Origin of the sequence: Nocardia sp. NPDC005978 (genome assembly GCF_040614455.1) — a bacterium.
Taxonomy (GTDB): domain Bacteria; phylum Actinomycetota; class Actinomycetes; order Mycobacteriales; family Mycobacteriaceae; genus Nocardia.
On the sequence record NZ_JBEXUS010000044.1, the window covers coordinates 19,028 to 43,747 of the forward strand.

Annotated in this window: 22 protein-coding genes and 1 riboswitch; of the genes, 11 read left to right on the top strand and 11 right to left on the bottom strand. The window is 68.5% G+C overall.

The genetic code is table 11. From position 1 onward, the window contains the following. Window positions 1–2 precede the first annotated feature (2 nt). Complete coding sequence (locus tag ABZ319_RS20920; protein WP_354988113.1) at window positions 3–1,151, top strand: GTP-binding protein; 1,149 nt, start codon at window positions 3–5, stop codon at window positions 1,149–1,151. 106 nt (window positions 1,152–1,257) lie between these two features. Here ABZ319_RS20920 and ABZ319_RS20925 read toward each other — a convergent pair whose 3' ends face one another. After that, the gene (locus ABZ319_RS20925) at window positions 1,258–1,881 is read right to left on the bottom strand and encodes an SDR family oxidoreductase (RefSeq protein WP_354988114.1); all 624 of its coding nucleotides are present in this window, start codon (window positions 1,879–1,881) and stop codon (window positions 1,258–1,260) included. Between the two features lie 187 nt (window positions 1,882–2,068). Then, a complete protein-coding gene (locus tag ABZ319_RS20930) occupies window positions 2,069–3,217 on the bottom strand; it encodes an epoxide hydrolase family protein (RefSeq protein ID WP_354988115.1) in 1,149 nt (382 codons plus the stop codon). Between the two features lie 88 nt (window positions 3,218–3,305). Between ABZ319_RS20930 and ABZ319_RS20935 the strand changes: the two genes are divergently transcribed. Further along, the gene (locus tag ABZ319_RS20935; protein WP_354988116.1) at window positions 3,306–3,950 is read left to right on the top strand and encodes a TetR/AcrR family transcriptional regulator; all 645 of its coding nucleotides are present in this window, start codon (window positions 3,306–3,308) and stop codon (window positions 3,948–3,950) included. Between the two features lie 92 nt (window positions 3,951–4,042). On the opposite strand, the gene thiC is transcribed toward ABZ319_RS20935, so the two are convergent. Continuing rightward, on the bottom strand, window positions 4,043–5,701 hold the full coding sequence (thiC, locus tag ABZ319_RS20940) for a phosphomethylpyrimidine synthase ThiC (protein ID WP_354988117.1): 1,659 nt from the start codon (window positions 5,699–5,701) through the stop codon (window positions 4,043–4,045). After that, window positions 5,697–5,819, bottom strand: a riboswitch (TPP riboswitch). (Overlaps the previous gene by 5 nt.) Before the next feature lie 218 nt (window positions 5,820–6,037). Here thiC and ABZ319_RS20945 point away from each other — a divergent pair. Further along, window positions 6,038–6,712 carry a TetR/AcrR family transcriptional regulator gene (locus ABZ319_RS20945; protein WP_354988118.1) on the top strand — a complete coding sequence of 225 codons (675 nt, stop codon included), beginning with the start codon at window positions 6,038–6,040 and terminating at the stop codon, window positions 6,710–6,712. A gap of 93 nt (window positions 6,713–6,805) precedes the next feature. Here the strand turns inward: ABZ319_RS20945 and ABZ319_RS20950 are convergent, their stop codons facing one another. From ABZ319_RS20950 to ABZ319_RS20970, 5 genes are all read right to left on the bottom strand, one after another. Then, a complete protein-coding gene (locus tag ABZ319_RS20950; protein ID WP_354988119.1) occupies window positions 6,806–7,042 on the bottom strand; it encodes a hypothetical protein in 237 nt (78 codons plus the stop codon). Window positions 7,043–7,201: 159 nt separating this feature from the next. Further along, window positions 7,202–9,466 carry an MMPL family transporter gene (locus tag ABZ319_RS20955; RefSeq protein WP_354988120.1) on the bottom strand — a complete coding sequence of 755 codons (2,265 nt, stop codon included), beginning with the start codon at window positions 9,464–9,466 and terminating at the stop codon, window positions 7,202–7,204. A gap of 102 nt (window positions 9,467–9,568) precedes the next feature. Then, window positions 9,569–10,744 carry a fumarylacetoacetase gene (fahA, locus tag ABZ319_RS20960; RefSeq protein WP_354988121.1) on the bottom strand — a complete coding sequence of 392 codons (1,176 nt, stop codon included), beginning with the start codon at window positions 10,742–10,744 and terminating at the stop codon, window positions 9,569–9,571. Window positions 10,745–10,814: 70 nt separating this feature from the next. After that, window positions 10,815–12,023 carry a homogentisate 1,2-dioxygenase domain-containing protein gene (locus tag ABZ319_RS20965; protein WP_354988122.1) on the bottom strand — a complete coding sequence of 403 codons (1,209 nt, stop codon included), beginning with the start codon at window positions 12,021–12,023 and terminating at the stop codon, window positions 10,815–10,817. 66 nt (window positions 12,024–12,089) lie between these two features. After that, a complete protein-coding gene (locus tag ABZ319_RS20970) occupies window positions 12,090–12,716 on the bottom strand; it encodes a TetR family transcriptional regulator (RefSeq protein WP_354988123.1) in 627 nt (208 codons plus the stop codon). 194 nt (window positions 12,717–12,910) lie between these two features. On the opposite strand from ABZ319_RS20970, the gene ABZ319_RS20975 reads away from it, so the two are divergent. The 4 genes from ABZ319_RS20975 (at window position 12,911) to ABZ319_RS20990 (ending at window position 18,853) form a co-directional block, all read left to right on the top strand. Beyond that, entirely contained in the window at window positions 12,911–14,830 is a 1,920-nt protein-coding gene (locus ABZ319_RS20975; protein WP_354988124.1) for an acyl-CoA dehydrogenase family protein, read from the top strand. A 141-nt stretch (window positions 14,831–14,971) separates the two neighbouring features. Then, window positions 14,972–15,925 carry an oxygenase MpaB family protein gene (locus tag ABZ319_RS20980; protein WP_354988125.1) on the top strand — a complete coding sequence of 318 codons (954 nt, stop codon included), beginning with the start codon at window positions 14,972–14,974 and terminating at the stop codon, window positions 15,923–15,925. A gap of 201 nt (window positions 15,926–16,126) precedes the next feature. Beyond that, entirely contained in the window at window positions 16,127–17,959 is a 1,833-nt protein-coding gene (locus ABZ319_RS20985) for an acyl-CoA dehydrogenase (protein ID WP_354988126.1), read from the top strand. Window positions 17,960–18,214: 255 nt separating this feature from the next. After that, entirely contained in the window at window positions 18,215–18,853 is a 639-nt protein-coding gene (locus ABZ319_RS20990) for a hypothetical protein (RefSeq protein WP_354988127.1), read from the top strand. Window positions 18,854–18,865: 12 nt separating this feature from the next. Here the strand turns inward: ABZ319_RS20990 and ABZ319_RS20995 are convergent, their stop codons facing one another. The 3 genes from ABZ319_RS20995 to ABZ319_RS21005 form a co-directional block, all read right to left on the bottom strand. Beyond that, the gene (locus tag ABZ319_RS20995) at window positions 18,866–19,681 is read right to left on the bottom strand and encodes an exodeoxyribonuclease III (RefSeq protein WP_354988128.1); all 816 of its coding nucleotides are present in this window, start codon (window positions 19,679–19,681) and stop codon (window positions 18,866–18,868) included. Window positions 19,682–19,763: 82 nt separating this feature from the next. After that, window positions 19,764–20,750, bottom strand: a complete 987-nt coding sequence (locus tag ABZ319_RS21000; protein WP_354988129.1) for a GNAT family N-acetyltransferase — start codon at window positions 20,748–20,750, stop codon at window positions 19,764–19,766. Beyond that, the gene (locus ABZ319_RS21005; RefSeq protein ID WP_354988130.1) at window positions 20,740–21,330 is read right to left on the bottom strand and encodes a peptide deformylase; all 591 of its coding nucleotides are present in this window, start codon (window positions 21,328–21,330) and stop codon (window positions 20,740–20,742) included. Before ABZ319_RS21005 ends, ABZ319_RS21000 begins: the two co-directional genes overlap by 11 nt. A 229-nt stretch (window positions 21,331–21,559) precedes the next feature. On the opposite strand from ABZ319_RS21005, the gene ABZ319_RS21010 reads away from it, so the two are divergent. From ABZ319_RS21010 to ABZ319_RS21025, 4 genes are all read left to right on the top strand, one after another. After that, window positions 21,560–21,913: a DUF3263 domain-containing protein gene (locus ABZ319_RS21010; protein WP_354988131.1), complete on the top strand. Its 354-nt coding sequence runs from the start codon at window positions 21,560–21,562 to the stop codon at window positions 21,911–21,913. Between the two features lie 112 nt (window positions 21,914–22,025). Continuing rightward, window positions 22,026–22,610 carry a LytR C-terminal domain-containing protein gene (locus ABZ319_RS21015; RefSeq protein WP_354988132.1) on the top strand — a complete coding sequence of 195 codons (585 nt, stop codon included), beginning with the start codon at window positions 22,026–22,028 and terminating at the stop codon, window positions 22,608–22,610. Between the two features lie 159 nt (window positions 22,611–22,769). After that, complete coding sequence (locus tag ABZ319_RS21020; protein WP_354988133.1) at window positions 22,770–23,468, top strand: superoxide dismutase family protein; 699 nt, start codon at window positions 22,770–22,772, stop codon at window positions 23,466–23,468. A gap of 13 nt (window positions 23,469–23,481) precedes the next feature. Next, window positions 23,482–24,627 (top strand): glutamate--cysteine ligase, encoded by a 1,146-nt coding sequence (locus ABZ319_RS21025; protein WP_354988134.1) that lies wholly within the window; start codon window positions 23,482–23,484, stop codon window positions 24,625–24,627. Window positions 24,628–24,720: the final 93 nt, after the last annotated feature.

The following is a 24,720-nucleotide window of genomic DNA, read 5'->3' on the forward strand; positions in this document are numbered from 1 at the left end:
AGATGACTTCAGCCCCCGCCCCCGCCCCGCTGCCCGTGACCGTGCTTTCCGGCTTCCTCGGTGCGGGTAAGACCACCCTGCTCAACCACATCCTGGCCAACCGGGAGGGGCGGCGGGTCGCCGTCATCGTCAACGACATGAGCGAGGTCAACATCGACGCCGCGCTCGTCGCGGGGCAGGGGCATCTCGATCGGACCGAGGAGAAGCTGGTCGAGCTGACCAACGGGTGCATCTGCTGCACGCTGCGGGAGGATCTGCTCGAGTCGGTGGGGAAGCTCGCGCGGGAGGGGCGGTTCGACCAGCTCGTCATCGAATCGACCGGGATCTCCGAGCCCATGCCGGTGGCGGCGACCTTCGAGTGGGAGTTCGAGGACGGTTTCACCCTGGGGGAGCTGGCGCGGCTGGACACCATGGTGACCGTGGTCGACGCCTCGACCTTTCTGGCCGAGGTGGTCAAGGGACAGGCCCTCGCGGACCGTGACATGCAGGCGGGGGAGGGTGACGCGCGGACCATCGCGGACCTGCTCGTCGATCAGGTCGAGTTCGCGAATGTGCTGGTGCTCAACAAGACCGACCTGGTGAGCCGCAACGCGGTGGGCACCGTGGAAGCCATGCTGCGCAGGCTCAATCCACAGGCGCGCATCGTGCACGCCGCGCACGGGGTCGTCGAGCTGTCCGAGGTGCTCGGCACCGGTCGCTACAACCCCGACATCGCGGCGCAGTACGAGGGCTGGGACGAGGAGCTCGCGGGCAGTCATACGCCCGAGACCGAGGAATACGGCATCAGCAGCATCACCTTCACCGCCGACCGGCCCTTCCATCCCGAACGACTGGAAACCGCACTCGCCCAGATGCAGCGGCTGCTGCGCAGCAAGGGCTTCTTCTGGCTCGCGACCCGCGCCGACCTGGCCGCCATCTGGTCGCAGGCCGGGCCGAACCTGACCTTCGAGGCGGGCGCGTACTGGTCGGCGCTGGATATGCCGCCGGGGCAGGAGATCGTGTTCATCGGGGTGAAGCTGGATCGCCCGCACGTGCGCGATCTGCTGAACTCCGCCCTGCTCACCGACGCGGAAATGGCCGCGGGGCCGATGGTTTGGGCCGGATACGCCGACCCGTTCCCGTCCTGGGGCGCGGCGCACGACCACGCCTGACCCGGGGCGGGACGCGCCGGTCGCCGCGCGTGAGCGGAGACCGGCACTGCCCATCGCCGATGCCGGGGGTCGATACCCCGGCTCGGCCACATCGCCGATCTCGAACTCAATTCGAGATGGCGGGCGTGCGGCGCACGTAGGTGGTGTCGGTGAGCTGTTCGACGAGGAAATCCGCGATGTCGGCGCGAGAGATCTTCAGCGTCAGCCCCTTCTCGTCCGGCCCGAAATTCCGGCGGTAGGTGCCCTCGGCCGGTCCATCGGTGAAAGCGCTGGGGCGCACGATGGTCCAGTCCAGATTCGACGCCCGCACGTAGTCCTCCTGCACGTTGTGGTCGGCCATCGCCGGCCGCAGCAGCAGGCCGAACAGGATGTACTTCCACAGGAAGTTCAGGTTGCCGTGGCTGTCGCCCGCGCCCAGGGTGGACTGGCAGACGAGCCGCTTCACGCCCGCGCGCTCCATGGCGGCCATGATGATTCGCGTACCCTCGGCGCGAACCACGCCCTTGCGCCCGGCGCCGAGGCAGACCAGCACGGCCTCCTGGCCGAGCACCGTCCGCTCCACCGCCGCCGGATCCAGTACGTCGCCGACCACCACGCGCAACCGCTCGTGGGAGACGGTGATGTTGTCCGCGTTGCGGGTGAGCGCGGTGACCTCGTGACCGGCCTCGAGAGCCTTGGTCAGGACGACGCGGCCGAGGGTGCCGGTGGCTCCGAAAAGTGCGATACGCATTGTGTTCTCCCGGTGAATTCCGTTGGTAACTTGCTGAATTCAGTACATCAACGGACGGCTCCGGGAACCATCGTCGTGCGTCTCGCGGACATGCGAGAGGCGCTCGCCCGCCGAACGCGGTGCGCGAACGCGCGAGACCCGCGCCCCCGGAGGGTTGCGGGTCTCGTGAACTGCGGGCTCGGGCAACTCAGCCGAGCTGGGCGAAGAACTCGCGGATGTCGGCGATCAGCACCTCCGGCGCTTCGTGGGCGGCGTAATGCCCGGCGGCGTCGTTCGAGCCGCCGCCGTGCACCGAGGTCGCGTCGTAGGAATTCCAGCGCACGATGTTCTTGTGATCCCGCTCGGCGAAGCGGCGGATCGACTGGAAATCACCCTTGAACATGGCCAGCGCGGTCGGCACGGTGGTCGGTCCCTGCGGGTGCTCGGCGGTGTGGGCGTCCTCGTAGTAGAAGCGGATCGAGGAACCCGCGGTGCCGGTCAGCCAGTAGATCGCGACGTTGCCGATGATGAAGTCGGCGTCCAGGGATTCGCCGAAGAGCTGGGAGTTCCAGCCCAGCAGGCCGACCGGGGAATCGGCGAGCGCGAACGCCAGGGTCTGCGGCTGCTGGCTGTGCAGCATGTTGAACGCCATCTTGTTCTCGTGGAACCACTGCAGGATCGCCAGCCCGGCCATGTCCTCCTCGGACAGGTCCGCCATCTCGGCCGGATCGCCGGACGGGAACGAGAAGAGCTGCGTCACATGGACTCCGATCACCTTGTCCGGGGCGATGCGGCCCATCTCCGGGGAGATCATCGAGCCGCCGTCGTTGCCGATCGCGCCGTACTGCTCGTAGCCGAGACGGTCCATGAGCTCGACCCAGGCGTGGGCGGTGCGGTAGCGGCTCCAGCCGGTGCTGCGGGTGGGGCCGGAGAACCCGAAGCCGGGCACCGACGGGATGACCAGGTGGAAGGCGGGATCGGCGTCCGAGGCCGGCGCGGTGAGCGGTTCGATCACGTCGAGGTATTCGAGGATCGAGCCCGGCCAGCCGTGGGTCAGGATCACCGGCGTCGCGTCGGCGCGCTCGGAGCGGATGTGCAGGAAGTGGATGTCCTCGCCCTCGATCTCGGTGGTGAACTGCGGGTACGAGTTCAGCTTTGCCTCGAGCGCCCGCCAATCGAAGGACTCCAGCCAGTACTCGGCGAGCTCGCGCACCCGCTGGTTCGGCACGCCGTAGGCGTCGGCGACACCGGGGAGTTCCTGCGGCCACACCGTCCGGCGCAGCCGATCGGCCAGATCGTCCAGCCGGGCCTGGGGGACGTCGATGCGGAAGGGCTTGATGGCGGCGGTGTTGCTCATGTCGATCTCCTCGGTTGGAACGGAATGTTTCGTTCTGTTTCCAACGATAGCGGAACAGATCGTTCCGTTCAAGTGCTATTGTGGATTCATGCCGAAAGTTTCCGAAACCCCAGTTCAGCGCGGACTGCCCGGTCGCAAGGCGCAGGCCGCCCGCAACGACGAACTCATCCTGGCCGCCGCGCGCGAGGTGTTCCTGGCCGATCCCAAGGCCCCCATCTCCGCGGTCGCCGAACGCGCGGGGGTGGGCATCAGCGCCCTGTACCGCCGCTATCCGGGGAAGGAGGATCTACTGCGCACCCTCTGCTATGACGGATTGCGCCGCTACAACACCGAAGCCGAAGCGGCGCTGGAAGACTCCGACGGCTGGCGGGGGTTCGTGGGCTTCCTCGAGCGGGTAGTGGACGCGGACGTGCACTCGCTGACCACGCACCTCGCGGGGACCTTCACCCCGGACGACTCGATCCTGCCTGACATCCAGCGAGCCGGCGCGCTCAATTCCGAAATCCTGCGCCGCGCACACGAATCGGGCCGGCTGCGTCCCGCCGCGACGGTCGCCGACGTGGGCCTGATCCTCGAATCCTGCGCCGCCATCACCCTGCCCGATCCCGAGCGCACCGCCCAGCTCCGCCGGCGCGTGCTGGCGCTGCTCGTGGACGGACTCGCCACCACCGGCAACCTGCCCGGCCCGCCACCCGCCCCGGACGAGTTCGCCCACCGCTGGCAGCGCCGCTGAGCCGGATCGTGCCGGTGGGCGCACGGCCGGTGGCAACGACAACGGCCCACCGGTGAAATCCGATGGGCCGCGGTCGATATCGGTGTCGCCGATCAGGAGACGACGGGCAGGTACACCTTGCCGCCGGTCGAGGCGAACTCGGCCGACTTCTCCGCCATGCCCGCCTCGATGGCGGCCACGTCGGTGAGCCCCTGCTTCTCGGCGTATTCGCGCACGTCGGCGGAGATCCGCATCGAGCAGAACTTCGGACCGCACATCGAGCAGAAGTGCGCGGTCTTGGCCGGCTCGGCCGGCATGGTCTCGTCGTGGTACTCCCGGGCGGTGTCGGGGTCCAGCGACAGGTTGAACTGGTCGTGCCAGCGGAATTCGAAGCGCGCCTTGGAGAGCGCGTCGTCGCGGTCCTGGGCGTGCGGGTGGCCCTTGGCCAGATCCGCGGAGTGCGCGGCGATCTTGTAGGTGATGACGCCGACCTTCACGTCATCGCGGTTCGGCAGGCCCAGGTGCTCCTTGGGCGTGACGTAGCAGAGCATGGCGGTGCCGGCCTGCGCGATGATGGCCGCGCCGATGGCCGAGGTGATGTGGTCGTAGGCGGGCGCGATGTCGGTGGCGAGCGGGCCCAGGGTGTAGAACGGGGCCTCCTCGCACAGCTCCTCCTCGAGCCGCACGTTCTCCACGATCTTGTGCATGGGCACGTGGCCGGAACCCTCGATCATCACCTGCACACCATAGGATTTGGCGATCTTCGTGAGCTCGCCGAGGGTGCGCAGTTCGGCGAACTGGGCCTCATCGTTGGCGTCCGCGATGGACCCCGGCCGCAGACCGTCACCCAGGGAGAAGGTGATGTCGTACTTCGCCAGGATCTCGCAGAGTTCACGGAAGTTCGTGTACAGGAACGATTCCTGATGATGCGCCAGACACCAGGCGGCCATGATCGACCCGCCGCGCGAGACGATGCCGGTGACGCGCTTGGCCGTGAGCGGCACGTAGCGCAGCAGCACGCCCGCGTGCACGGTCATGTAGTCCACGCCCTGCTCGGCCTGCTCGATCACGGTGTCGCGGTAGATCTCCCAGGTCAGCTTGGTGGGATCGCCGTTCACCTTCTCCAGTGCCTGGTAGATCGGCACGGTGCCGACCGGGACGGGGGAGTTGCGCAGGATCCACTCGCGGGTCTCGTGAATGTTCTTGCCGGTGGACAGATCCATGATGTTGTCCGCGCCCCACCGGGTCGCCCACACCATCTTCTCGACCTCCTCGGAGATCGAGGAGCTCACGGCCGAGTTGCCGATATTGGCGTTGATCTTCACCAGGAACTTCTTGCCGATGATCATCGGCTCGCACTCGGGGTGATTGTGATTCGCCGGGATCACGGCGCGACCGGCCGCGACCTCCTCGCGGACCACCTCGGGCTCGACGCCCTCGCGGGCGGCGATGAAGCGCATCTCCGCGGTGATGATCCCTTCGCGCGCCCACGCCAGCTGCGTGCGCGGGCCCGGCACGTCGGGCTTGGTCCAGGCGTCGCGGGTGCGCGGCAGCCCGGCCTCGAGATCGATCACCGCGTTGTCGTCGGTGTACGGGCCCGAGGTGTCGTACAGGTCGAAATGCTCGCCATTGGTCAGATTGACCCGGCGCACCGGAATGCGCAGCGTCACCCCGTCGGACTCGACGAGTTCGTAGTGCTTGACGCTGCCCTGGATGGGGCCGGTGGTCACGGTGTCTACGGGCGCGGACGTCCCGGTGGCACGATTCGACATGAAAAAGAATCCTCCCTACGCCGGCATTACCCGGTCAGGTTCATACGGTCGACGGCCCTGACGCCTTGCGGCTAGCCGTCCTCTCAGCCCGCTGGTGCGAGCCCCCGTTGGCAGTGATTACCGCAGCCGACCTTACCGGGCGTCCGGAACCCGCGAGACCTACCCGCGAGGACCGGCCGATACCCGCGCAAACCGGACGGCCGTGCCCGGGAATCCCCCGGGCACGGCCGCCGAAGTGCGGTTTCGCGGAGTCCGCGGAACGCGCCTTCCCGCGCGGTGCGGTGACCGGTTGTCAACAAGATGTTTTTCTGAAACGCTCACCGCTAATCTGTGGGCATGACCCGCAGCAACCCAGCCGCGGCACCGGATCGGACCCCCGTGCGGCGCCGTATTCGCGGCCTCGACGCCGAGGAGCGCAGCGCCCAGCGCCGCCGCCAATTGCTCACCGCCGCCACCGAACTCTTTGCCAGGCAAAGCTATTCGGGCACCTCGATCGAGCAGATCTGTCAGGCGGCGTACGTCGGGACCAAAGGCTTCTACGACCACTTCGACAGCAAGGAATCCTGCTACACCGCGCTGCTGTTGCAGATCACGCACGACATCCAGGAGCGCGTCGCGCGGGCCGCCGCCGAGACCGCGGAACTGGCGTGGCGCGACCGGTTACCGCTGGTGGTCGAGGCTTTCGTGCACGCCATCGCCGACGATTCGCGGCTGGCCAAGGTGACTTTCGGGGAGGCGGGCGGCATCTCGCCCGCGGTGGAGGCGCAGCGCCGCAGCAACCGGCGCTGGTCGGCGGCCTTCCTGGCGAGCCAGTGGCCGCGGCAGGCGGCGCTCACCGAACGGCAGGATCTGGCGCTGAGCCTGGCCACCATCGGCGGCATGTTCGAACTCGTCACCGACTGGCTGAACCATCACGACGACGGCGGCGATCCGGACAGCGTGGACACCCTCACGGAGGATCTGACCCGCTTCGTCATCGTGGTGGACGTCGGCCGGCAGGGCGCGCGCTAGTACCGGAAAACGCAACGCGGGCCGATCCTTTCGGGTCGGCCCGCGTATTCGGGGGCGTGATGCGCCGGGCCGCGTCCTTCGCGCCGGGCACTGCTACTTGGCGGGGACACCCTGGGACGACAGGCTGCCCGATCCGGACAGCAGCGAGTACAGCAGCGACAGGAACGCCGGGTTGCACGAGGGCGGCTGGGACGAGGTGCAGCCGTAGTCCGACGAGCCGATCGGGCTCGCGGCCTGCGGTGCGGCGGCGGTCGCCGCCGCGGACGCGGCCAGCTGGGCGGGAACGAGCAGGGCGCCCGCGAGGGCGATGCCGGCAATGCGCTTGTTCATTCGAGACCTCGGTGTCTTCGGTTCGGCCGGGCGGAGCCGAGATGAAGTTGAAAGGTATCGTTTCGAACCCTCGCCGCGCTGCCCCGGATTATCGGGTCACCGGGTGCACTGCCGCGGCCCGCGATCCGGCGCGGGCCGGTGCGCGGGCTGCCCGGGGGCCTATTTTGCGAGAGCCGGCTCCGGAACCGGCTGCGCGGCAGCAGCTTCCGGGACTTCCTCCTCCAGGCCGATCCGCTTGTGCAGCGCGGCCAGGGGTTTGGGGGCCCACCAGTTGCCGGTGCTCATCAGGCGCATCAGGGCCGGGACCAGCAGACCGCGGATCACCGTGGCGTCGGCGATGACCGCCAGGGCGAGGCCGATGCCGAACAGCTTCATCGCGGTCACCTCGGAGGTGGCCACCGCGAGCAGCACCACGGCCATCAAACCCGCTGCCGCGGTGAAGATCCGGCCGGTGCGGGCCACGCCCATCGCCACCGAATGGGTGTTGGCGGCGCTGGTGCGGTCCGAGGCCAGCCACTCCTCGCGAATGCGCGAGAGCAGGAAGACCTCGTAGTCCATGGACATCCCGAAGGCGATGCAGAACATCAGCACCGGCATGAACAGATCGGTGCTGCCCGTGGGGGTGAACCCGAGCACCCCGGACAGGTGCCCGTCCTCGAAGATCCAGATCATCGCGCCGAAGGTGGCGGTCAGCGACAGCGCGTTGAGGATGAGCGCCTTGAACGGCAGCACCACGCTGCCGGTGAACAGGAACAGCAGGATCAGGGTGATGATCGCGATGATCGCGCCCGCCAGCGGCAGCCGATCGATCACCGAGTCCATGGTGTCCTCGTTCAGCGCGGCCGCGCCGCCGAAGAGCACCGGGCCCGGCGCCTGCACCGCGCGCAGCGCCGCGAGCTGATCCTCGCCCTCCTGCGAATACGGCGCGACGGTGGTGCCCACCGACAGGTAGGCCCCGTGCGGCCCGGCCATCGCGGCGATGCCGGGGGCCATCTTGGCCGAATTCATGTACACGCCGTCGCTGGAGAGCACCGCGGGTACGCCCGGCACCGCGGACAGCGCCTTGGCGTACGCGCCGATCTGTTCGGCCGAGCCGTGGAACTCGGGCAGCACCACGACCGCGCTGGAGGCCATGTCGGCGTTGAAGTCCGAGCGCAGCGCGTCTCCGACCTGCCGGCTGGAGGCGAAGGTGCCGATCATCCGATCGTCGGGGGTGCCGAAATGCACCGACAGGAACGGGGATCCGACGAACAGCAGCAGCGCGCCGGTGACGAGCGAGACCGGCAGTGCCCGGCGCATGACCCCGCTCACCAGGCGGTACCAGAAGCTGTCCTGCGGAGCCTTCGGCGCGCTCTCACCGCGACCGAGCAGGCGGCGCACCGGCTTTCGCAGATCCCACGCGTTGATCCGATCGCCGAGCAGCATGAGCGCGGCGGGCAGCAGCACCACCGACGCCGCGACCGCCGCCAGCACCACCGCGACCCCGGCGTAGGCGAAGGACTTGAAGAACGGCTGCGGGAAGACCGCCAGCGCGGCCAGCGCCAGCGCCACGGTCAGACCGGAGAACACCACGGTGCGCCCGGCCGTCTGCACCGCCCGCGCGATGGCGGCCTTGGGATCCCGGCCCGCGGCGATCTCCTCGCGATACCGGCTCACGATGAACAGGCTGTAGTCGATGGCCAGGGCGAAACCCAGCGCGCTGGTCATGTTCAGCGCGAACAGCGACACGTCCATGACCATGGTGAGCAGGCGCAGGATGCCGAGCGTGGCCGCGATCGCGAACAGTCCCACCGCCAGCGGCAGCATGGCCGCGACGACGCTGCCGAACACCAGCACCAGCAGCACCGCCGTGATCGGGATGGCGATGGCCTCGGAGACCAGCAGATCCTTCTCCACCTGGCGGTTGATGTCGGCGAAGGTGCCGGCCATGCCGCCGGTGCGGACCTGCACGCCGTCCCGGTCGCCGTTGAGCTCGGCGCTCAGGGCGTTCGCGGCGATCTGCACCTCGTTGTCGGTGCCCTCGAGGGTCGCCATGATCAGGCCGCGCTTGCTGTCCTTGCTGCGCAGTCCCGCGGCCAGATCGGGCCGCGCGGCGGTGCTGGTCCAATAGGACTGCACGCCTGTCACTTCGGGGTCCGCGGTGAGCAGATCGGTGATGCGCTGCGCCTCGGCGCGCGACTCGGGGCTGTTCACCCCGCCCTCGGAGGTGATCATCACGATGATGTTCGGGTTGCCGTCCGGGAAGCTGTCGGCCATGAACTGATTGGCCTGCACCGCTTCCAGCTCACCGGTGAGGTAGCCGCCGCCGACCATATGCGACTTCGCGGTGGCGCCGAAGCCGCCGCAAAGAATCATCAGCAACAGTGCGGCCACCAGGACGGCCCGCGGCCGTGCCATGGCGATCCGGGCAAGACTGGTCAACATTGACGCGCACCCTCCGAGGTCTTCTGACTTCGGAACGGTAGCGTTCAACTTCTGGCTCTAGCGATCCCCAGTGACCATGGTCATGCCCATGCCGGGCCGCTATCACCCGGCGATTCGGCCGCGCACCTCACCGAGGCTCAGCGTGCCGCCGCCCGCCGCCGGGGCGACGGCGGAGATGCTCACCTCGTCGCCGTCCTCGAGGAACGTGCGCCGCACCCCGTTCAGATCGATGGGTTCGCTGCCGCCCCGGCTCATCTCCATGAGCGAGCCGCGCTGCTCGCGCGCGGGACCGGAGATGGTGCCCGAGGCGAACAGATCGCCGGTGCGGGTCGAGGCCCCGTTCACCGTCATATGGGCCAGCAACTGCGCGGGGGACCAGTACATGCGGTCGAACGGTGGAGCGGACACGCGCTGCCCGTTCCAGTCGATCCGGACCTCGATGTCCAGGCCCCAGAGGTCACCGCCGCCGCCGAGATAGGGCAGCGGGCGCGGCTCCTGCGTGGGCAGCGGAATCCGCGCCGCGCTCAACGCGTCCAGCGGGGTCACCCAGGCCGAGAGCGTGGTCGCGAACGACTTGCCCAGGAAGGGGCCCAGCGGCTGCCCCTCCCAGCCCTGGATGTCGCGCGCGGACCAGTCGTTGACCAGCGCGACCCCGAAGACGTGCGCGTCGAAATCGGCGGTGCGCACCGGGCTGCCCAGCGGCGAGCCCGCGCCGACCAGGAATCCCAGTTCGGCCTCGATGTCCAGCCGCCGGCTCGGGCCGAAATCCGGTGCGCCGGAATCGGTCCGGTATTGCCCGCTGGGGCGCGTGATCTCGGTGCCGGACACCACCACGGTGCCGGCGCGGCCGTGGTAGCCGACCGGCAGATGCCGCCAATTCGGCAGCAGCGCTTCGCCATTCGGGCGCAGCAGTTCACCCATGGTGGTGGCGTGGTCGAGACTGGCGTAGAAATCGACGTAGTCGCCGATCTCCACGGGTAGTTCCAGGCGCACCGCGGACACCGAATGCACGGCCGCCGCGGGCAATTCGGCCTCGGCCGCCGTGCGCACCCGTTCGCGAACCTCGCGCCAGCACTGCGGTCCCTGCGTCATGAAGGCGTTCAGGCTGGAGCGGGCGAACATGGGATCGTCCAGCGCCACCGCGAGATCGATGACCGAATCACCCAGCCGCGCGCCCACCCGCGGCTCGCCGCCGAGCGGGCGGAAGACGCAGTAGGGCAGATGGGCGAGGCCGAAACCCGAGTCCTCGGGCACCTCGATACGTACGCGACTGCTCATGACCCCTGCACCTTCCCACCCACTCGCCGCTGTCGATCCACCGATTGTGTTGCCGTCGAAATCCGAGCTGTCAGATCCACGCCGAGTCGGGGCCGCGCCCCGACCAGGTCCACGCGTAGCCCGGGTCCTCGCAGGCCAGGGCCGCCGCACCCAATTGCAGCGGATGGAACGTGTCCACCATGACCGCCAGTTCGTCGAAGAACTCCAGGCCGATGCTGCGCTCGTAGGCCCCGGGCTGCGGGCCGTGCGCGTAGCCGCCGGGATGTACCGACACCGAACCCTGGCCGATCCCGGAACCCTTGCGCGCCTCGTAATTTCCGCCGCAGTAGAACATGATCTCGTCGGAGTCCACGTTCGAGTGGTAGTAGGGCACCGGGATCGAGAGCGGGTGGTAATCCACCTTGCGCGGGACGAAGTCGCAGACCACGAAGTTCTGCCCGGCGAACGCCTGATGCGCGGGCGGCGGCTGGTGCACGCGGCCGGTGATGGGCTCGAAATCGGCGATGTCGAAGGTGAACGGGTACAGGCAGCCGTCCCAGCCGGTGACGTCGAAAGGATGCTGCGCGTAGACCATTCGGGTCCCGACGACTTCGCCGGCCGGGCGGTGCTTGACGAACACCTCGACGTCGGCCCCGGTCGCCAGCAGCGGTGCGGCGGGGCCGTGCAGGTCGCGTTCGCAGTAGGGGGCGTGCTCCAGCAGCTGACCGTATCTGGACAGGTAGCGCTGGGGCGGGGTGATGTGGCCCGCGCCCTCGATCAGGTAGGCGCGCAAGGGTTCCGGTCCGTCGGGCAGCCATCGGTGGGTGGTGGCGCGCGGGAGCAGCACGTGGTGCCCGGGATGCACGCGCAGCGCCCCGAAGACCGTCTCCACCACGCCGGTCCCGGCTTCGATGTAGACCAGTTCGTCGCCGATGGCGTTTCGGTACAGCGGCGATTCGCGCAGGGCGGCCACGTAGGAGATGCGGACGTCGGCATTGCCGAGAATCAGGCGGCGGCCGGTCACCACGTCGGTCTCGGCCATCGCGGCGGCGGGAAACAGCTCGTGCAGCTTCAAATGCCGGTGTCGCAGTGGATGATTGGGGAACGTGCGCTGATCGGGCAGCGCCCAGACGGTGGAATCGACGATGGCGGGCGGCAATCCGCGGTGGTAGAGCAGCGAGGAGTCGCCGGAGAAGCCCTCTTCACCCATCAGCTCCTCGTAGAAGAGCCTGCCCTGCTCATCACGATGCTGGGTATGCCGCTTGGGCGGCACCACCCCCACCTGCCGATAGAACGTCATCGCCGTCTCCCGCTGACTGATGGTCGATCCCCATCGTAGCCACCGGATTGCCGGCCGGGCCGCGTTTCAGGCGTGCCGCAGCGCCCGGAACACCGCGGCGCCCACGAACTCGCCCAGGGTGTCCGGGGTCCAGTCGCCGGGATCGCCGAGCATGGTGCGCACCGCGCCCTCACCGGCCGACACCCACAGCTCCACCAGGGCCGGCAGCTTCTGCTCGGCGTCGCTGGTGCCCCAGGCCCGCAGCGTCGGGCGCAGGCGCCGGGTGCAGCGTTCCACCGCCAGATCGCGGCCGCGGCCGAACGACTTGACCACGGCCGGATCGGGATTGCCGTAGAGCAGCCGCCAGCCGTCGGGGCGTGCGGTGGCCACGTGCAGCAGCGCGCGGAAGCCCTCGACGAACACCGCCTCGTCGGCCTCGACCCGCCGGCGCGGCAGGGCTTGCAGCACCCCGGCCAGCATGAGCGATTCCTCGCGCTGGATGAGCGCCTCGATGAGCTCGACGCGATCGGCGAAGCAGGCGTAGACCACGGGGCGGGTGACCTTCATCCGATCGGCCACCGCGGCGATGGTGACCGCGGCGATGCCGTCCCCGGCCGCTATCTCGAGCGCGGTGTCGAGCACCTGCGGACGGCGGCGTTCGGGCCCCAGATGCCGTGCACGCTGGCGGGGTCGTACAGCCGATTCGGTGCCCATGAGCACCGACCATAGCAGCGAATCCGGGGGACGGATCAGCAGGTCGGGAGCGGTCCCGAGCAGGCCGTCCGGTATGTGGCCTTCGGATGCCCGTCGTGTTGCGAGATCATTTCCTACACGTGCGAATAAAAATGCTACATTCACGAAGGAAAGGGGCGGCGCACCGGACGCCCCGGCCGGAGGAAAGACGAGAGATGACGCAGACCTTGTTCAATCCCAAGACCCACGAGTTCGCGGAATTCGACGCCGAGACCCGCCGGCTGCTGCGCGCCACGGTCGAGTGGTTCGAGGCCCGGGGCAAGGCGCGTCTGCTGGCGGACGCGCGCGATCGCGTCTGGTACTCGGAGTTCCTCGACTTCATCAAGCGGGAGCGGGTCTTCGCCACCTTCCTGACCCCGGCGGCCGAGGCGAACGGCGACCCGAACAAGCGCTGGGACACCGCGCGCATCGCCATGATGAGCAAGATCCTGGGCTTCTACGGAATGCAGTACTGGTACGTCTGGCAGGTCACCATCCTGGGCCTCGGGCCGATCTGGCAGAGCGCGAACGCGCAGGCCAAGGCGCGCGCCGCCGCCGATCTGGACTCCGGGGAGATCTTCGCGTTCGGGCTGTCCGAGCAGGACCACGGCGCGGACGTCTACTCCACCGACATGGTGCTCGAGCCCAAGGCGCGCGGGGGCTACACCGCCAGCGGCGGCAAGTACTACATCGGCAACGGCAACCAGGCGAGCATGGTGTCGGTCTTCGGCCGGCGCGCGGACAAACCCATCATCGACAGCTCGGACTTCCTGCGGAAGATGACCGACGAGGAGTACTCGGGCTACCTGTTCTTCGCCGCGGACTCCCGGCACAAGAACTACAAGCTCCGCAAGAACGTCGTCGACTCCCAGATGTACGTGGCCGCTTTCGATCTCGACAAATACCCGGTCGCCGAGTCCGACATCCTGCACACCGGCCGCGCCGCCTTCGACGCCGCCATGAACACCGTCAACGTCGGCAAGTTCAACCTCGGCTTCGGCGCGGTCGGCGCCTGCGAGCACGCGATGTACGAGGGCGTCACGCACGCCGAGAACCGAATGCTGTTCGGCCACAACGTGACCGAGTTCCCCCAGGTGAAGGCGCTGCTGGCGGACAACTACGCCCGGCTGATCGGCATGAAGCTCTACAGCGAGCGCGCCATCGACTACATGCGCTCCGCGGGTCCCGGCGACCGCCGCTACCTGCTGTTCAACGCCATCGAGAAGATGTCGGTCACCCGCAACGGCCAGCAGCTGTTCGAGGATCTCGCCGATGTCATCGCCGCGCGCGGCTTCGAGAACGACACCTACTTCTCCATGGCGCTGCCGCCCATGTTCGGGTTGCCGCGCCTGGAGGGCACGGTGCACGTGAACATGGCCCTGTCGCTGAAGTTCATGCCCAACTACATGTTCCACCCCGCCGACGCCGGATTGGCCGCGCTGCGCTACCTGCCCGGCGCCGGCGCCGCGCCGAAGGGACTGGTGCGCGGCGTATCCGACGCGCTGAGCTGGACCAGCCGCCGCGCGACCGGGCCCGCGAGCAAGGCAGTGCCGCGGCTGAAGTCCGAATTCGACAGCGCCGCATACGCTCCCGTGCCGACCCGCCGCGACTCCGCCGATGACGAGTTCCTGTTCCGGCAGGGCCCGAGCAGCGGTCTGGGCCGGATCCGCTTCCAGGACTGGCGGCCGATCTTCCGCCGCTTCGCCCACGTCCCGAACGTGGCGGTGTTCCTGGAGCAGGCGCAGGCGCTGCAGACCCTGCTCGCGGTGGCCACCCCGACCGCCGCGCAACAGGCCGACGTGGACTTCCTGTTCGGGCTCGGCGAGCTCTTCACCGTGATTCCCTACGCCCAGCTGATCCTCGAGCAGGCCGAGATCGAGGGCACCGATCCGGCGGTGCTGGATCAGCTCTTCGATCTGTTCGTGCGCGATGTCTCCGGGCACGCGGTGACCCTGCACGGCAAACCCTCCGCGACCAAGGCGCAGCAGACCCGCGCCCTGGATCTCGTGCGGCGTCCGGCGCCGTCACCGGCCCGTTTCGAGGCGGTCGTGAAGCTGGTCAGGGGTCTTTCGGGCGTGTACGCCATGAATCCCTGATCGGCCCTGCGAGACTCGCAAGCAAACTCGCTAACCCGACAAATCCGACACAGCAAATTCTACGTTGATGAATGAAACACGGCTTCCCGGTGCGCTGTTCGCCCAATGCACCGGGGAATACTGCAAAGGAGCAGGCCGACAATGAAGGCAGCGATCTCTCGTCCGCAGTTCGACGCCCCCGCGCGCACCGTCCGCGAGGTGGACTACGGGTTCTTCGGCCCGGATTCGCCGACCTGGAAGGTCTGGACCGCGCCCACCGCGCTCATCGGCTTCCAGCGCTCGGTGGTGCTCGAGCACTTCGATCCGGATCTGACCGCGGCGGTGGCCGACGTGGGCGGCATCTACAGCGATCCGCGCGGGCGCCTGGACCACACCTTCGCCTACTTCCTCATCGCCGCCGTCGGCGACAGCCGCATGGCGGTCGAGGCCTCCGATCACCTCATGCGGGTGCACGCCAAGGCCACCGGCATCGAGCCGATCGGCGGAAAGCGCTACAGCGCAAACAATCCCGACTCGCAGCTGTGGATCCACGTCACCGGCTGGCATTCGGTGCTCAAGTGCTACGAGATGTACGGGCCGGGGCCGCTGAGCGAGGACGAGGAGCGGCGGTACTGGGCCGAATGCGTCGTCGCGGCCGAGTTGCAGACCTGCAGACCCGCCGACGTGCCCACCTCGCGCGCCGAGGTGCGCGAATACTTCGCGCGCGTGCGCCCTAAGCTGTCCTGCTCCGAGCGGGCCTGGGAGGGCATGCACTACCTGCTCTTCACCCCGCGCGACAAGGGCTTCAAGCTGTGGTCGGGCAGCCGCCTGGTCGCGCCCGCGGCCATCGCCACGCTGCCCGAGTGGATGCGCCGCACCGGCGGTTTCGATCAGCCCGGCGTGGTGGACAAGGCATATCCGCCCGCGGTGCGCACGGCCATGCGGGCGCTTGCGAACGACAAGCTCGAACTCAAGGTCGCCAAGAATTTCATCGGGCCGATGACGGGCAGGCTGCTGGGTCAGCACCTGAGCGCGGGCGTGCCCGTGAATCCGGTCACGGTCACCCCCGCCGAGGCCAAACAGCGCTACGGCAGGGCCGCGCAACCGACCGCCTGAGCCGCCGTGCCCGGTAACCGTGAATCGTCGGGCCGATCGGCTATCGAGGCTGCTCGGGTCGGTTCCCGGTTAACCGGGGTTCGTTCGCTGTGCGGTAGCCACCCGGTGTGACCTGGGGTACTGCTACCTACGGTTGCGTAGCGGAACGAACGTACGGCAGCCTTCTTTCGACAACTCGAACTTCGGCTAGGAGGCCAGTCCGTGTCCCATTACAAGGCGAACTTGAGAGACATTGAGTTCAATCTGTTCGAGGTACTGGGAATCGGTGCGCTGCTGGATCAGGGCGCCTACGGCGATCTCGACAGCGAGACCGCCCGCGACATGCTCACCGAGGCGCTGCGCCTCGCCGAGGGCCCGGTCGCCGAATCCTTCGTGGAGGGCGACCGCACCCCCGTCGAATTCGACCCGGCCAAGTACGAGATCACCGTTCCCGACCTGCTGCGCAAGACCGTCGCCGCGGTCAACGACGCCGGGTACTCCGGGCTCGGCATGTCCGAGGAGATGGGTGGCGTGCCCGCGCCCAACGCCCTCATCTGGGGCATCCAGGAAATGATCGTGGCCGCCAACAACTCGGCCTCCTTCTTCAACATGGGCCCGCTCATGCACAAGGTGATCTTCGACGAGGGCACCGACGAGCAGAAGCGCTGGGGCGCGCACGCCTGGGAGAACCGCTGGGGCGGCACCATGGTGCTCACCGAACCCGACGCCGGCTCCGACGTCGGCATGGGCCGCACCAAGGCCGTGCAGCAGCCCGACGGCACCTGGCACATCGAGGGCGTCAAGCGCTTCATCTCCGGCGGCGACGTCGGCGACACCGCCGACAACATCCTGCACCTGGTGCTGGCCCGCCCCGAGGGCGCCGGGCCCGGCACCAAGGGCCTGTCGCTGTTCATCGTGCCCAAGTTCCTGTTCGACCCCCAGACCATGGCCCTGGGCGCGCGCAACGGCGCGCTGGTCACCGGCGTCGAGCACAAGATGGGCATCAAGTCCTCGCCCACCTGTGAGATCACCTTCGGCGGCAGCAAGGATCTGCCCGCCGTGGGCTACCTGGTCGGCGACATCCACAACGGCATCGCGCAGATGTTCAAGGTCATCGAGAACGCGCGGATGATGGTGGGCACCAAGGCCACCGGCGCGCTGTCCACCGGATACCTGAACGCCCTCGAGTACGCCAAGCAGCGCGTGCAGGGCGCGGATCTGACCCAGATGACCGACAAGGCCGCGCCGCGCGTGACCATCACCCACCACCCGGACGTGCGCCGGTCGCTGGCCACCCAGAAGGCGTACGCGGAGGGCCTGCGCGCGCTCTACATGTACTGCGCCTCGTACCAGAACGCCGATGTGGCACAGGCGAATTACGGCGTCGACGCCGAAACCGCCGAGCGGGTCAACGATCTGCTGCTGCCGCTGGTCAAGGGCTGCGGCTCCGACCGCGCCTACGAGATGCTGACCGAATCGCTGCAGACCCTGGGCGGCTCGGGCTACCTGCAGGACTACCCGATCGAGCAGTACATCCGCGACTGCAAGATCGACTCGCTGTACGAGGGCACCACCGCCATCCAGGCGCAGGACTTCTTCTTCCGCAAGATCATTCGCGACAACGGCGTCGCCCTCGGGCACGTCGCGGGCCTGATCAACACCTTCGCCGAGAGCGGCCCGGACCGCTTCAAGGTCGAGCGCGGGTTGCTCGGCGCCGCCCTGGCCGACGTGCAGGCCATGGCGGCGGCGCTGACCGGCTTCCTCATGGCTTCGCAGCAGAACCCGGAGGAGCTGTACAAGGTCGGCCTGGGCTCGGTCCGGTTCCTGTACGCGGTGGGCGATCTCGTCATCGGCTGGCGGCTGCTGGAGCAGGCCGCCATCGCCGCGGCGGCGCTGGACGCCGGTGCGGCGGAGAAGGATCGGAACTTCTACACCGGCAAGGTCGCGGTGGCGTCCTGGTTCGCGAAGAACAAGCTCCCGCTGCTCGCCGGCGTTCGCACGATCGTCGAGAACGTCGACAACGACATCATGAAGCTCGACGAGGCTGCGTTCTAGCTCTCTGTGGTCTCCCGGCCCCGCACCTTTGGTGCGGGGCCGGATTGCGTAGTGGGGGAATGACGCCCGTGGAGTGGAAGTCGTCCGGGGACGGGGCGGATTGTGTAGGGGGAGGGGGGATTCGGGGGTGACTTATCCGGGTTTCTCATTACCGGGTGCGTGTCAGTTCGGCGTGTCCGGGGGCTTGCCGGGGGACACGCTGTTTCTGTTGGTGACCAGCTGTGTTGGGCCCCGCTGACGGGGTACAACTACCGCATGGTCTTTCCCGTGACATTCGGCTGGATTCAGATCCTGCTGCTGGTGCTCGTCGTCGCGGCGATCGCCCTCATCGGTACCGCGCTCGTCAAGGCTCGCCAGGTCGGGTTCCGAGTTCTGCTCGGGCGCGGCATGGGCGCGGTCTCGCTGCTTCTCGTTGCCGCGGTGATCCTTTGGGTCACCACGCTGCTGCAGATGTTCCTCGGACTCACGGGGGAGGTGAAGGCCGCGCACATCGTGGTGACACCGGTGGCCGGGCAGGAGCATCTGCTCGACGTCGATCTGACCCTGTTCGGGGACAAGGAGCACGACGAGCAGCGGCTGAAATATCAAGTCGAGGGCGACATGTGGGTGCTGCAGGCCAACATCGTCGAACTCGAGCCGTGGGTGAACGCGCTGGGCTTCAACGCCGGCTACAAGGTCACCCGGCTGTACGGGCAGCGCCTGGACGGCATCGCCACCAAGCAGAACCACATCTTCCTCAACGGCGGCGACCGCGACTTCTTCGAGGACATGAAGGACGAGACCTGGTACACCAGGCCGTTCGTCAAGTCCGCCAACGGCAATGCGGTGATCGCGGTGCACGGGACGTACGACGTGTTCATCTCGCGCGACGCGATCAAGGCGCGTCCGGTCTGACGCGGAGTGGTGTCAGTCCGCGAGGTCGGCGAAGACCGGCGCGTGATCGCTGGCGCCCTTGCCCTTTCGCTCCTCGCGGTCCACGTTCGCGTCGGTGACGCGGGCGGCGAAGGCGGGGGAGCCGAGGATGAAATCGATGCGCATCCCCTCCTTGCGGGGGAAGCGCAGCTGGGTGTAATCCCAGTAGGTGTAGATGCCGGGACCCGGGTGCAGCGGCCGCATGACATCGCGGTAGCCGGTCTCGACCATGGCCTCGAACGCCGCCCGCTCCGGCGCGGAGGTGTGGGTCTTGCCCTCGAAGAACTCCGGCGACCACACGTCGGCATCGGTCGGGGCGATGTTCCAGTCACCGACCAGCGCGATCTGCGCGTCCGGCCGCTCCGCCAGCCAGCGCGCGCCCGAAGCACGCAGCGCCGCCAGCCATTCCAGCTTGTACTCGTAGTGCGGATCGGCCAGGGCGCGCCCGTTCGGCACGTACAGGCTCCACACCCGCACCCCGCCGCAGGTCGCGCCAAGCGCCCGCGCCTCGACGACCGGCGTGCTCAGCAGCGACTCACCCGCGTCCTTGTCGAAGCCGGGCTGCTCCGGGAAATTGATCTCCACGTCGTCCAGCCCGATCCGCGAGGCGATCGCCACCCCGTTCCACTGGCTGTGCCCCACGTGCGCGACCTCGTACCCGGCCGCCTCGAACGCCTCGAACGGGAACTGCTCGTCCTTGCACTTGGTCTCCTGCATGGCGAGCACGTCGATGTCGTTGCGATCGAGCCAGGCCAGCACCCGATCCTGCCGGGAGCGAATCGAATTCACGTTCCAGGTCGCGAGCCGCACAGCAAAGCCTTTCGATACGGGTGTCTTTCGGAAAACGCCGGTTCACACCGGGCCGCGGCCCGGCGGGGGAGTGCGCCCGGGATCAGGGCGCGGCGTACCGGTAGCGATGGTGGTCCAGGAACCCCATCTCGCGGTACAGCGCCAGCCCGGCCGTGTTCTCCGCCGCCACCTGAACATAGGCGTGGGTCGCCCCCCGCGCATGACCCCACCGGATGAGCTCGGCGCACACCAGCGAACCGAGCCCGTGCCTGCGATGCCCGTCCGCGACCGCCACGCAGCTCAGCCCGACCCAGCGCCGCCCGTCCGGGGCGGTGGTCACCGCCGCCCGGCCGATGGCCAGGGGCGTGGGCAGACCCAGGGTGGCGAAACCCAATTCACCGTCGCGCACCGCGGTCAGCACCTCCACCACCGGGGGCCTGCCGATGCCGGCGTCCCCGCCGCGATGCCGGTGCACCGAGAGCCAGCCGCCGTCGGGTTCGGCGGCGATGCGCACCATGGGCACGCCCGGCGGCAGCACGAACGTCTCGATGTCCAGGGCCAGCACCACCGTCTCGCCCCAGCTCCGCCAGTCCAGGGGCACCGGGGCCAGCCGATCGGGCAGCACCAGTTGCAGCGGCAGCCCGTGCGCGGTGTACCACTCGCCGATGCGGTGCAGCGTCTCCGCCGAAGCCAGCGCCGGATTGCCGGAACTGCCCAGCGGCACAGCGGAATTGGCGCGGGCGGTGTAGCCCTGCCCGCCGCGCAGCAGCCAGCCGTCGATCCAGGCGCGCTGCGATCCGGGCCAGCCGTCGGCGGCGGCGGCCTCCAGTGCGCGGATCTCACTCGTCCGAATGGGCCTGGGGCCCAGTTCCTTCCAGGCCACGACCCGGTCCCGGGCGACCGAGACCACCTGGCCGTCGGCGGTGCGCACGGTCAGCGGATCGGTCGCGGTCAGCTCGCCGATCACATCGGTGAGCGGCTGGGGGTACCCCTCGGGCAGCCGATAGCGCACCACCACCCGGCGTCCGAGTGGTGGCAGCGGTGCGTCGGCGGGATGCTCCCCGGCGGACGGCCCGGAATCAGTCGTCATGCCCGAAGGGGTCCGGCACGGTGCCCGGCACCCAGCTGTCGCCGGGCTTGCCCCAGCCCGCGCGCTTGATCACTTTCTTGGCGGCGCGGGCATGACGGCCGATGAGCACGTCGACGTACAGGAAGCCGTCGAGGTGACCGACCTCGTGCTGCAGCATGCGGGCGAAGAAACCCGAGCCCTCGATCTCGACCGGCTCGCCGCGCTCGTCGGTGCCGGTGACCTTGGCCCAGGTGGCGCGACCGGTGGGGAACTGCTTGCCCGGTACCGAGAGACAGCCCTCCTCGTCGTCATCGGGATCGGGCATGGTCTCGGGAATCTCGGAGGTCTCCAGCACCGGATTCACGACCACGCCGCGGCGGCGCACCATGGCGCCGTCCGGGCCCTCGTCGGGGCAGTCGTAGACGAACAGTCGCAGCGGCACCCCGACCTGATTCGCGGCCAGGCCGACGCCGTGCGCGGCATCGAGGGTGTCGAACATGTCCGCGATCAGCTCGGCCAGTTCCTCGGGGGTCTGCGTGACCTTCTCGGTCGGGTTGTGCAGAACCGGGTCGCCGACGATGACGATCGGGAGAATAGCCATGTCACACACAGTACTGGGTGGTTGCCGCGCCGCGTTCGGGACCTGTTGTCGGTGGCTCGAGGGATGCTTTCCGGCAAACCAGACGGATCGATTCCGGGAGCGACACGCCGGGGTTGAATCACAGAAACACGCCGAGCAGTACGCGCTGGGAACCCCCGGCCGCGTGGTTGAATGGGCGGCGACGTACAAGCACCATATTCGTCTGGTGACCACTCGGCGAGGGAGCACTATGGACAGCGCAGCGGCACGGGACATTTCCGCTAGCGGGGAAGGCCCTTCCGTCAGCGCGGACATCGCGGCCAGCGGTATCGCCCCCGAAGCGGATGGCGCGCACGGCCTCTCGCGACGCGAGCTCGACATCCTGGATTTCGAGCGCAAATGGTGGAAGTACGCGGGGGCCAAAGAGGAAGCGATCCGCGAACTCTTCGATCTCTCGCCCACCCGCTACTACCAGGTGCTGAACGCGGTCGTCGACAAGCCCGAGGCCATCGCCGCGGACCCCATGCTGGTGAAGCGACTGCGGCGGTTGCGCGCGAGTCGCCAGAAGACCAGAGCCGCACGCCGTCTCGGATTCCAGGTGTGAACCGGGATTCGGATTTCACCGCCGCCGGCGCAGGCGGTGCCGCTACGGTCGGTCCCGATACAGGCTTGCCCGATACCGGCGATGAGCGCCCCCAACGATTAGGCTCCACATCGTGAGCAATCCGAATACGCCGGCCGGCGGTCCGCCGCTGCGGGCTCTGGCCATGGTGCTGATCGCGCTGGCCATTGTGTTCGCCGGACTGGGCGCGATGTCGTTGTCGAGTTCGGACTCCGAGACCACCGACGCCGCACCCGAGACCACCACGGTCGTGCCGAGTGCCACTGTGGCGCCTAATCTTTCGTCCGCGGTGCCGCCGGTCACGATCACGCCGCCGGCGCCGGCGACCACCCCGGAGACCACCGCGCCGGTGACCACCCCGCCGCCGGTCACCACCACCGCGCCCGCGGGCGGCGCGGTCGACAAGTCGATCCCCGTACGGGTTTACAACAACAGCATGGTCGCCGGACTGGCCGCCAAGACCGCGAACCAGCTCACCGCGGGCGGCTGGAATGTCGCCGAGACCGGCAACTACGGCGCCGGTTCCATCCCCAATACCACGGTGTACTACGGGAGTTCGCCCGCCGAGAAGGCCACCGCGCTGGCCATCGCGAGCGAGATCGGCGCGACCGCCGAACCGCGCATTCCGGGTTTGTCGGCGTCGCCCACGGGAATCATCATCATCGTCACGGGCAACTGAGCAGCTCTCGCGGGAGACGGCACGCGCGCACGGCGACCGAGTGAACACCCGGCCAGCCCCTGCGCGGGCAGAGGTCACGCCTCTGGCATCATCTTGACCGAGTGGCAATCATGTTCACCCAGCTTTCCGTAAACTCGGACTCGTAAAGGAGTTCCCCCGATGGCCCCGTCCACAACTCGTCGCCCGTCCTGGCGGACTGTGACCCCCGTGCTCGCGGTCGCGGCGTTCGCTCTCGCAGGCTGCACCGCCAGCCAGGAATCGAGTGACGTCAAGGGGACGACCCCGCCGGTCTTCACCAGTTCCCCCGCGCCCGCCGGCGACACCGGCGGACACGGCGGCGGCGGTGACCACGGCGGCGCGCCTGCCACCGAATCCGTCAGCTCCACGCTGAAGGACTCCAACGGCCAGGCCGTCGGCACCGTCACCATCGGCAAGGTCGGCGGACACCTGGAGATCACCGTCGAGGCCCGCGGCCTCAAGCCCGGTTTCCACGGCGTGCACTTCCACCAGATCGGCAAGTGCGAGGCGAACTCCGTCGCGCCCACCGGCGGCCCCGCGGGCGATTTCCTCTCCGCGGGCGGCCACCTGCAGGTCGGTGACCAGAACGCCAAGCCCGCCAGCGGCGACCTCACCTCTCTCTCGGTGCGGTCGGACGGCACGGCGAAACTGACCACCACCACCGATTCCGTCACGCTGGAGGAGCTCAAGGGCAAGGCCCTGATCATCCACGCGAGCGCGGACAACTTCGGCAATATTCCGAGCCGCTACACGCAGCCCGGCGGTGCCACCGGACCCGACGCCGAGACTCAGGCGACCGGGGACGCGGGTGCACGGGCCGCTTGCGGCGTCATCGCATAACGCAAGGTGAGATATGGCCGGGGCAGGCAGTTCGAAGGTCCACTTCAATAGTTCGCCCCGGCCCACGCTCGGCGTGGAGTGGGAAGTCGCACTCGTCGACAAGCAGACGCGTGATCTGTCCAACACCGCCGCAGCGGTTTTCGAGGCCTGCGGTGACCTGCGGGCCTGGGACGGTCATCCGCAGATCACCAAGGAGCTGCTGAAGAACACCGTCGAACTCGTCACCGGCAAGCACGACACCGTGGGCGAGATCGTCGACGAGCTGTCCGGCACCATGGACGTGGTGCGCCGGGCCGCGGACGAACTCGGCGTGGACCTGTTCTGCGCGGGCACCCACCCGTTCGCCCAGTGGTCGACCCAACAGCTCACGCGCAGTGCGCATTACGACGAACTCATCGAGCGCACCCAGTGGTGGGGCCGGCAGATGCTGATCTGGGGCGTGCACGTGCACGTCGGGATCTCGCATCCGGAGAAGGTCTTCCCGATCCTCAACAGCCTGCTGCTGTCCTACCCGCATCTGCTCGCGCTCTCGGCCTCCTCGCCCATGTGGGCGGGGGTGGACACCGGCTACGCCAGCAATCGCGCGCTCATGTTCCAGCAGTTGCCCACCGCCGGACTGCCGTTCCAGTTCGAAAACTGGTCCCAGTTCGAGGGTTTCGCACACGACCAGATGAAAACGGGTGTGTTCGAACAGATCGGCGGCATGCACTGGGACATCCGCCCCGCGCCCAAGTGGGGCACCATCGAGGTCCGGGTCTGCGACGGCACCCCGAGCCGCACCGAACTCGCGGCCCTGGTCGCGCTGATCCACTGCCTGGTGGTCGATCTCGACCGCCGCGTCGAAGCCGGCGAGACCATGCCGACCATTCCGCCGTGGCACGTGCAGGAGAACAAGTGGCGCGCCGCCCGATACGGTCTGGACGCGATCATCATCACCGACGCCGCGAGCAACGAGCGCCTGGTCACCGACGACCTGATGGAACTGCTCAACCGGCTCGAACCCACCGCCAAGAGCCTCGGCTGTGAGAACGAACTCGCCATGGTCGCGGACATTCCCAAGCGCGGGGCCTCCTACCAGCGCCAGCGCCGGGTGGCCGCGGCCGCCCAGGGCGATCTGGTCGCGGTCGTCGACTCCTTGGTCAAGGAACTGAACACCTAGCGGCCGCTCCACCCCGGCGGCCCGGCCCGGATCCGCCACCCGGCGTTCGCGGCCCGGCCGGTCGCGAACGTTCGCCGGGCACCCGGGCAGATG